Origin of the sequence: Aeromicrobium sp., from assembly GCF_036676885.1 — a bacterium.
In the GTDB taxonomy this organism is placed as follows: Bacteria; Actinomycetota; Actinomycetes; order Propionibacteriales; family Nocardioidaceae; genus Aeromicrobium.
Window position 1 is genome coordinate 1 of the sequence record NZ_JAKFCB010000121.1, and the last position, 8,514, is coordinate 8,514.

Below are 8,514 nucleotides of genomic sequence, written 5' to 3' on the forward strand. Positions count from 1 at the left end.
GCTTGTCATCGTCGCCGCTGCACGCGGTCAGGACGACGCACAGGGCCAGCGAGGCCGTGATGCCGAGACGCAAAGTCGTCACTCCGAGGCCTCCTGGTAGTAGCGGAGGAAGCTGTCGCGGTAGGACGTCTCGAGGTCCATGTTGGTCGCGTACTCGCTAACGCCGTTCATGGCACTCTGCGTGTACTGGCTCATCTCCGACGAATCGATGTCGCTCGCGTCGATCATGCTGCCGTTCTCGAACCAGATGTCGGGCACCTCGTCGCGCGGGATGACCCCGGCCTCGACGAGGGCGAGGAAGCCGTTGATCTTGACCCGGTCGGTGCCCTGCTCGGCGCGCGTCTCGGCCTTGTCGGTGGCCTCTGCCGCTTCGGAGGTGAAGTGCTCGCCCGCGGCGTCGGTGCCGAGCTCGACCGCCTTGTTCCAGCCGAAGTCGAGCGCCTGGCTGCCCAGCTCACCGATCTTCTCAGCACCCGGCAGCGGCACCAGGCCGGCGGCCTCGCTGACCAGATCGATGTACGCCTGACGCTGCTGGTCGCGGCTCTCCGCCTCGTCGATCTCGACCTGGCCCACGGAGTACTCGGTGAACCCCTGCAAGGCCGAGGTGCGCTCGAGGACGTCGCGCAGCTGCGTGCGTACGCCCGGATCGTCGGGGTCGAGGCCCAACGAGACCGCGGCATTGTTGATCTGGGTCTGCTGGAACGAGCCGACCCCCTCGGCGATGCTCGTCATGCCTTCGTCGGTGCCCATGGCGACCTGCATGAGGGAGTCGAGGTCACCGCGGAACAGCTCCGGGTAGTGGTCGAACTTGCCGAAGTTGTCGAGCTCGAACGGCACCGAACCCGGGTCGCCGTCCTGCTCGCCGTTGCGCAGAGCCTGATCGACCGCCGGCATGTAGAACTTCAGCATCTCCGCGACGTACGGCGACCCGTCCTTGGCGTCCTCGGGGTTGAACCCGTCGTTGTCGGCGATGTGGTGGAAGAACGACGAGGCGATCGTGGTGGTCGCCTCCGGATCCTTGGCGAGGTTGTCGGCGTCGGTGGTGATGCCCTCGGCCGCCATCGAGATGCTCTTGAAGCCGTCCTCCGACCAGTCGCGGTCGTTGAAGTAGAACTCCTGGCGGTCCTCGCTGTCGAAGAACCTGAGGCCGGCCGACGGGTTGTCGGCGAAGTTCTGCATGATCGCGGCCATCGGGTCGTCGTATCCCAGCTCGTCCTTCTCGACGAGCGGGCTGTAGCCGTTGTGGGCGTACCAGTACGTCGCGTCGCCCATGTCGCCGTCGTGCATCTGCTGCTCGAACTGGTCGAGGGTCGAGGCGGCGCTCACCAGGAAGTCGTCGGAATAGCCCTTCTCCTGCATCAGGAACGTCAGGATCGACGCGCCGTGCATGCCCTGGGCGTTGGGGTATTTCTCCTGGAAGGCCTCCTGCTCCTCGTCCGTGAGCATCGGCGCGGTGGAGTAGCGGACCATGTCGTCGGCGAACATCTGCGCGTAGGTCAGGCTCGAGCCGTAGGGGTTCGGCCGGTTCTGCCAGGACTCGGAGTTGGAGGCGGTCGCCAGGCCTGTGCGCATGTTCTCGGCGAGGTCACGCAGCTTCTCGATGTCACCCGACCCCATGCTCATGGTCGCCGTGATGGTGCCGAGCACGCCGACGGTGCCATCGGGCCCGAGCGTCTTGAACGTCTCGCTCATGACCTCGGGATCGTCCTGCTGAGCCGCGAGGATCTCGTTGAGCTTGTCGATGTCCTCCTCGCTGGTCTCGTGGTCGACCTCGCTGAGCGCCTCGCCGAGCTCCTGGCCCAGCAGGTTCTTGGCCATGTCGAGCGAGTCGAGCGCGACGTCGTAGCTCGCATGGCCGGTGTCGCCGGTGTCGAGCAGCACCGCGAGGTCGTGACGCACCTGCAGCTCGGGCTCCTGGTCGCGCAGCCACCGCGACTTCTTGCCCAGCTCCCCGTCGGTGAGCGTCGGCAATCCGACCGGCGTGCCGGTCATGGCCCGCGCGCGCTCGCTGTCAATCGAGTCGGCAAGGTCCGTCAGCGCCGTCAAGGCAGACTTCAGCTTTGCGATGTCGATCTGGACCGTCGTCACGATGCCCCCCAAGGCGTCACACTGTCAGCAGCAGACTAGCAACCGTGAGAACCAGTCAGATCCGGACCCGATCCGCGCCCGTCAGCTCCGTCAGCGGATCGCGAGGGCCCGCCGTTGGGCGGCTGCCAGCGCCGTCGTGACGGCGCCGTCGACCTGCTTGCTCCGCTCCAGACCCGGCACGGAGTAGATCAACGACGTCAGCTGTCCGGACGTGCACGTCTGGGCCGAGATCCCGGACTCCGCCTTGCTGATCGGCACGAGCGTGATCGTGGTCGTGGCGCCCTTCTTCGCGCCGCCGATCTCGGCGAGTGTCGTGAACGCGTCGCAGGCCTGCTGGCCGGAGAACGAGTCGGCGCCCGCCACGAGCTTCTTGGCCCGGGCGAGCTCCTTCTTGTCCGCGCTCGTCCTGATGTCCCCGGACTTCTCGAGCTCGGCGACAACGCTCGGCAGGCTCTTGGCCCAGGCCGGCGCGGGCACCGTCGTGACCTGGATCAAGGCGGAGCTGGCCTGCCACCGGCACTGGCTGCTGTCGGGGGTGCCGCTGGTCGCCACGACCTGGTCGATGGCCGAGCCCACGAGCTTCTTGCGTTCCGCCGCGGTCAGGAAGGAGCACGCCGGCTCCTTCGGATCGACCGTCGCCTGCGTCGTCGGCGAGGCGGTCGGAGTCGGGTCGGCGGCCTTCGTGTCGTCGTCCCCACCACACGCCGCCACGGACAACCCGGCGGCCACGGTGATCGCCACCGCGCGCAGGATCACAGCGCGATGCCGACGTACTTGGTCTCGAGGTACTCCTCGATGCCCTCGGCGCCGCCCTCGCGCCCGAAGCCCGACGCCTTGACGCCGCCGAACGGCGCCGCAGGGTTGGAGACGATGCCCTGGTTGAGCCCGACCATCCCGGTCTCGAGCCCCTCGTAGACCCGGACGGCCCGCGAGAAGTCGGACGTGAACGCGTACGCGACGAGGCCGAACTCGGTGTCGTTGGCCATGCGGAGCGCGTCGGCCTCCTCCGTGAACGTGAAGATCGGAGCGACCGGGCCGAAGATCTCCTCCTTCGCGAGCCGCGCCCCGAGCGGTACGTCCGACAGCACGGTGGGCGTGTAGTAGTAGCCCTCGCCCTCCGGTGCCGAGCCGCCGGTGAGGACCGTCGCGCCCTTGCCGACCGCGTCGTCGACGAGCTCGGCGACCTTGTCGCGCTGCTTGGCCTCGACGAGCGGGCCGACGTCGATGCCGTCCTCGGTGCCGCGGCCGACCGCCAGCGCCTGCATCTTCTCCGTGAGCTTGCTGCCGAACTCCTCGGCGACGGACTCGTGCACGATGAACCGGTTGGCGGCCGTGCACGCCTCGCCGATGTTGCGCATCTTGGCGAGCATCGCGCCGTCGACCGCCTTGTCGATGTCGGCGTCCTCGAACACCAGGAACGGCGCATTGCCGCCGAGCTCCATCGACACGCGCAGCAGGCCCTCGGCGCTCTGCTCGACGAGGGTGCGGCCGACCTCGGTCGAGCCGGTGAACGTGAGCTTGCGCAGGCGCGGGTCACGGATCAGCGGCTCCATGACCTCGCCGGTGCTCCTGGTCGTCACGATGTTGAGGACGCCCTCAGGCAGTCCGGCCTCGGTCAGGATGTCGCCGAGGCGCAGCATCGACAGCGGCGTGAGCGCGGCCGGCTTGACCACCATGGTGCAGCCGGCGGCGATCGCGGGACCGATCTTGCGGGTGCCCATGGCCAGCGGGAAGTTCCACGGCGTGATCATGAGGCATGGGCCGACCGGCTGCTTGAGCGTCAGCAGCCGGGTCGCCCCGTTGGGTGCCACGGAGTAGCGGCCCGCGATGCGTACGGCCTCCTCGGAGAACCACCGGAAGAACTCCGAGCCGTACGCGATCTCCGCCTTGGCCTCCTTGATGGGCTTGCCCATCTCGAGGGTCATCAGGAGGGCGAGCTCGTCGGCGCGCTCGGTGATGATCTCGAATGCCTTGCGCAGGATCTCGCCCCGATCGCGTGGCGGGGTCGCGGCCCAGTCGGCCTGTGCGGCGACGGCCGCGTCGAGTGCTGCCTTGCCGTCGGCGACGCTCGCATCGGCCACCTCGACGAGCGTCCGCCCGGTCGACGGGTCCTCGACGGCGAACGTCCTGCCACCCTCGGCATCGCGCCAGTGGCCACCGATGAACAGCTGCGGGTGGACCGCGGCGACGACTTCCTTCTCGCGTGATTCGCTCATGCCGTCACCCCCATGACAAACCCACGATATGTGGGCGTCGGCATGACTCTCTTGTTGTTTCGCTCGCTGCGCTCGCTCATGCTGCCCAGCGTAGGACGGTGGACCAGCCCGCGCTCAGGCCCGAGCGCGGATCTCCCGCACCCGGATGAACACGAACCCGATGACGACGACCAGGACCGCGCCGATCACGAGCTTCTGGAACAGCGAGGCGTACGGCTCGACGGCATCCCAGTTCTCGCCGAGGCGGTAGCCGGCGATGACGAAGATCGAGTTCCAGATCGCGCTGCCGGCCGTCGTCAGCAGGAAGAACGCCGTGAAGCTCATCCGCTCGACCCCGGCCGGGATCGAGATCAGGCTTCGGAAGATCGGCACCATCCGGCCGAAGAACACCGCCTTGCCGCCGTGCTTGGCGAACCACGCCTCCGTACGTTCGAGGTCGCTGACCTTGAGCAACGGCGTCTTCTCGAACATCCATGCGGCCCGCTCCCGGCCGAAGATCGCCCCGAGCCAGTAGAGGACGCACGCACCGAACACCGAGCCGACCGTCGTCGCGATCAGGGCCCCGGCCAGCGAGAACGTGCCCTGGCTCGCCGCGAAACCGGCCAGCGGCAGGATGATCTCGCTGGGAATCGGCGGGAAGAAGTTGTCCAGCGAGACCGCCAGCGCCGCGCCGAAGAGACCCAGCTCGTCCATCAGGTTGACGGTCCACCCGGCCAGCCCGGAGTCGGGGGCGTTGGCCGTCTCGGTTGCCAGGGTGGTCAGTAGGGTCACGGGCATGAGCGTATCCGTCAGGCTCAACCCGTACGTCGTCGTCAGCAGCGTCATCCTCGTGGCGCTGGTCGCGGGCGTGCTGGCGTACTCGGAGGACCGCGGTCCCGTGCGGACGGGTGAGTCTTCGCCGACGCAGATCCACCGGCCGGCCAAGTCGCTCGACATCATCCGGTCGTCGACCCCGGCCCACTCCGCCGTCGGCGTCTCGCGACGGCTGTTCGACACGTCACCGGTCGCGGTGCTGGCCGACGCCCGCGACGGTCAGGCCCAGAAGATCGCCATCGCCTCGGCCACGAGCCTGGGTGTCCCGGTGCTGATCGACGACGCCACGGCGACCGCGGAGCTCGAGCGGCTCGGCGCCCGGCGGGTCCTGACGTTCGGCCGGACGCGCGAGGTCGACGGCGCCCAGGCTGTCCCGGTCCATCGAACCCGCGCCGCCAACGCGGTCGCGGCGCTGCGCGGCACCACGGCCGTCCGCAACAAACGACGTGTCGATGCGATCGTGGTGACCCGCTCACGTGCCGCCAACGCCGCCGCGGTCGCCACGGCCCGCAATGCCGGCGCCGAGGTCCTCCAGATCCCCACCGCGGACCCCCGTCGTACGCCCGCGGCGGCCAAGATCCTCGCGGCCCGGCCGAAGACACCCGTCATCGCACTCGGCACACCATTCGTGCGCAGCTTCGCGTACGAGCTGGCGGTCGTCCGCAAGCGCGTCCTCCAGCCGTCCGGCGGCTACCTCGCCCTGCCGGGCAAGCACTACACCGCGATGTACGGCCACCCCGGCACGCCGTCGCTCGGGGTGCTGGGCGAGCAGGGCGTCAAGGCCTCGATCCAGCGGGTCGAACGGCTCGCCCGCAAGTACCGCCGGGTCAGCGAGGCCGAGTTCGTCCCGACGTTCGAGATCATCGCGACGGTCGCATCGGGTGGGCCGGGCAAGGACAAGGACTACTCGCAGGAGGCGTCGGTCAAGAGGCTCACCCCGCTGGTCGACGCCGCCGAGAAGGCCGGGGTCTACGTGATCCTCGACCTGCAGCCGGGGCGCACCGACTTCCTCACCCAGGCCAAGCGCTACCGCTCACTGCTCGAGCGGCCGCACGTCGGCCTGGCGCTCGATCCGGAATGGCGACTCAAGAAGAAGCAGAAGCACCTGCGCCAGATCGGCTCGGTCAAGGTGGCCGAGATCAATCGCGTCGGCGACTGGCTGGCCCAGCTCACCCGTCGCAAGGAGCTGCCGCAGAAGATCTTCGTCCTGCACCAGTTCTCGCTCTCGATGATCAAGAACCGGGGACGCCTGGACACGCGTCACGCCGAGCTCGCGACCGTGATCCACGTCGACGGCTCGGGCGCCCAGGGCGCCAAGCAGGAGACGTGGCGGGGCCTCCGCCGGAACGCGCCTGACGGCGTGCACTGGGGCTGGAAGAACTTCGTCGACGAGGACCCGCACATGCTGACGGTCCAGGAGACGTGGCGCCGGGTCAGGCCGCACCCCGCCCTGATCACGTACCAGTGACCGAGAGGTCGCCGGTCGGGCGCTCGGCCATGGGACGCAGACCGCACGTCGCCGCGAACCCCTGGGCCTCGATGCCGAGGGCGACGTTGCCGCGCGCGGCCTGGTTCGCCATCGCGATGAACATCGTGAGCTCGAGCAGGGCCGGCGCCCCGAGCTGCTCGAGCAACCCGGCGGACATCTCGTCGGTGACGGTCGGCGGTGTCACCGACATCGCCTCGGCGTACTCGAGGACCTCGCGCTCCAGTGGCGTGAAGGCGTCCGACTCCCGCCACCGGGGAATCTCGCGGGCCTTGGTGAGGTCCAGTCCCGCGTTGTGCGCCTCGAAGTAGCCGAAGTCGAGGCACCACGAGCAGCCGATGAGCGACGCCACGGCCATGTGGGCGTACGACTTCAGGTCCTTGTCGCACTCGTCGAACTTGCTCACCTTGTGGGAGAACCCGAAGCTCGCCTTGAGCAGCGGCCGGTGATGCCACATCACGCCGAGCGCTTCGGGCACCTCGCCGAGCACCCGCTTGCTCATCTTCTTCATCAAGGCGCCGTAGACACCGGTGATCTCGGCCTGCGGAATTCTGGTGGTCATCTCGTCCTCCTGTGGTGGTGAACCCCCGCCCTTGCGGGGTCGACCATGAGACGCCGGCGTCCCGATTCCTGTGACATCTCGGGTCAGTGACGCCGATCACCGGCAGGGGATGTCACAGAATGGCTGGTCCCGGCGTCTTGTGGTGACACCGCTCGAGCCGAGAGAAGAGGAGCCACCCATGCCTGAGGACGCCCGACCGGATCCCGCCACCGCGGAGTTCGTCACTCATCGCAACCTGCTCTTCACGGTCGCCTACGAGATGCTCGGCTCGGCCGCCGACGCGGAGGACGTCCTGCAGGAGACCTGGCTGCGCTGGGCGACCGTCGACCTCGACACGGTGCAGAACCGTCGGGCGTACCTGGTGCGGATCACGACCCGGCAGGCACTCACCCGCCTGCGCACGCTCGGCCGGCGCCGGGAGTCGTACGTCGGGCCGTGGCTGCCCGAGCCGCTGCTGACCGCGCCGGACGTGGCCGACGACGTCGAGCTCGCCGACAGCCTCTCGATGGCGATGCTGCTGGTGCTCGAGACGCTCGGCCCGACCGAGCGGGCCGTGTTCGTGCTGCGCGAGGTGTTCGACCTGGGATACGACGAGATCGCGGAGGCGGTCGACAAGTCTCCCGCCGCCGTGCGCCAGATCGCCCATCGGGCACGGGCACACGTCGCCGCCCGCCGCCCGCGTGACGTCGTCTCGGCGGCCGAGACCCGGGATGCGCTCCAGGCGTTCCAGCGGGCGGTCCAGACGGGCGACATGCAGGGTCTCCTCGACATCCTCGCCCCGGACGTCGTCGCGTTGAGCGACGGCGGTGGGGTCAAGCAGGCCGTGCCGCGTCCGATCGTGGGCGCCGACAAGGTCGCCCGGTTGCTGTCGGTGGGCCTGGCGCGGGCCGGCAGCGCGCTGTCATTCGAACCGGCCCAGATCAACGGCTCGCCGGCGCTGATCCTCCGGCTCGACGGCGAGCTCGACACCGTCATGGCGGTGCGCGTCGAGAACGGCCTGGTCAGCGGCCTCTACGCCGTACGCAACCCCGAGAAGCTGTCACACGTGCTGCAGCCGACAGCGGTGAGTCTCGGCTAGGGCCGAAGCGCTGCGAGCGAAGGGCAACCTGGTTTCGCGTACGTTCGCCGCGCTCACTCGCTCAGCCGAAGAAGTCGCCGGCGGCGGCACCGGGGGGTTCGGCGTCGCGGGCCATGGGGGTGAAGCGCGAGTAGTGGCCCTGGAAGCTGACGGCGACCTTGTTGACCGGACCCGAACGGTTCTTGGCGATGATGATGTCGGCCTCGCCGGGTCGCTCGGACTCGCCGGCGCCGTGCGCGTCGGGGCGGTTGAGCAGCAGCACGATGTCGGC

At 68.9% G+C, this 8,514-nt stretch carries 8 protein-coding genes; 2 read left to right on the top strand and 6 right to left on the bottom strand.

From position 1 onward, the window contains the following. Positions 1-78: 78 nt before the first annotated feature. The 4 genes from V6M46_RS06115 to V6M46_RS06130 all read right to left on the bottom strand — a co-directional run bounded on the left by V6M46_RS06115 (position 79) and on the right by V6M46_RS06130 (position 5,081). A complete protein-coding gene (locus V6M46_RS06115; RefSeq protein WP_332662891.1) occupies positions 79-2,088 on the bottom strand; it encodes a DUF6571 family protein in 2,010 nt (669 codons plus the stop codon). A gap of 90 nt (positions 2,089-2,178) precedes the next feature. Continuing rightward, positions 2,179-2,829, bottom strand: coding sequence for a hypothetical protein (locus V6M46_RS06120; RefSeq protein ID WP_332662892.1), 651 nt, complete (start codon positions 2,827-2,829; stop codon positions 2,179-2,181). A gap of 11 nt (positions 2,830-2,840) precedes the next feature. Continuing rightward, complete coding sequence (locus V6M46_RS06125; protein ID WP_332662893.1) at positions 2,841-4,304, bottom strand: NAD-dependent succinate-semialdehyde dehydrogenase; 1,464 nt, start codon at positions 4,302-4,304, stop codon at positions 2,841-2,843. Between the two features lie 114 nt (positions 4,305-4,418). Continuing rightward, the gene (locus V6M46_RS06130) at positions 4,419-5,081 is read right to left on the bottom strand and encodes a DedA family protein (protein WP_442880452.1); all 663 of its coding nucleotides are present in this window, start codon (positions 5,079-5,081) and stop codon (positions 4,419-4,421) included. Here V6M46_RS06130 and V6M46_RS06135 point away from each other — a divergent pair. Further along, positions 5,080-6,585 carry a hypothetical protein gene (locus tag V6M46_RS06135; protein WP_332662895.1) on the top strand — a complete coding sequence of 502 codons (1,506 nt, stop codon included), beginning with the start codon at positions 5,080-5,082 and terminating at the stop codon, positions 6,583-6,585. The two genes, V6M46_RS06130 and V6M46_RS06135, sit on opposite strands and share 2 nt — an antisense overlap. On the opposite strand, the gene V6M46_RS06140 is transcribed toward V6M46_RS06135, so the two are convergent. After that, positions 6,572-7,165: a carboxymuconolactone decarboxylase family protein gene (locus tag V6M46_RS06140; protein ID WP_332662896.1), complete on the bottom strand. Its 594-nt coding sequence runs from the start codon at positions 7,163-7,165 to the stop codon at positions 6,572-6,574. The two genes, V6M46_RS06135 and V6M46_RS06140, sit on opposite strands and share 14 nt — an antisense overlap. Before the next feature lie 178 nt (positions 7,166-7,343). Here V6M46_RS06140 and V6M46_RS06145 point away from each other — a divergent pair, with 178 nt between their 5' ends. Then, a complete protein-coding gene (locus V6M46_RS06145; RefSeq protein WP_332662897.1) occupies positions 7,344-8,243 on the top strand; it encodes an RNA polymerase sigma-70 factor in 900 nt (299 codons plus the stop codon). 61 nt (positions 8,244-8,304) lie between these two features. On the opposite strand, the gene V6M46_RS06150 is transcribed toward V6M46_RS06145, so the two are convergent. Next, positions 8,305-8,514: DnaB-like helicase C-terminal domain-containing protein (locus V6M46_RS06150; RefSeq protein WP_332662898.1), on the bottom strand; the 210-nt coding region annotated here is incomplete at its 5' end.

Coding starts and splice junctions, on each gene's coding strand:
- V6M46_RS06140 (WP_332662896.1), bottom strand. CDS start 7,165: ATGACCACCAGAATTCCGCAGGCCGAGATCACCGGTGTCTACGGCGCC.
- V6M46_RS06130 (WP_442880452.1), bottom strand. CDS start 5,081: ATGCCCGTGACCCTACTGACCACCCTGGCAACCGAGACGGCCAACGCC.
- V6M46_RS06145 (WP_332662897.1), top strand. CDS start 7,344: ATGCCTGAGGACGCCCGACCGGATCCCGCCACCGCGGAGTTCGTCACT.
- V6M46_RS06125 (WP_332662893.1), bottom strand. CDS start 4,304: ATGAGCGAATCACGCGAGAAGGAAGTCGTCGCCGCGGTCCACCCGCAG.
- V6M46_RS06135 (WP_332662895.1), top strand. CDS start 5,080: ATGAGCGTATCCGTCAGGCTCAACCCGTACGTCGTCGTCAGCAGCGTC.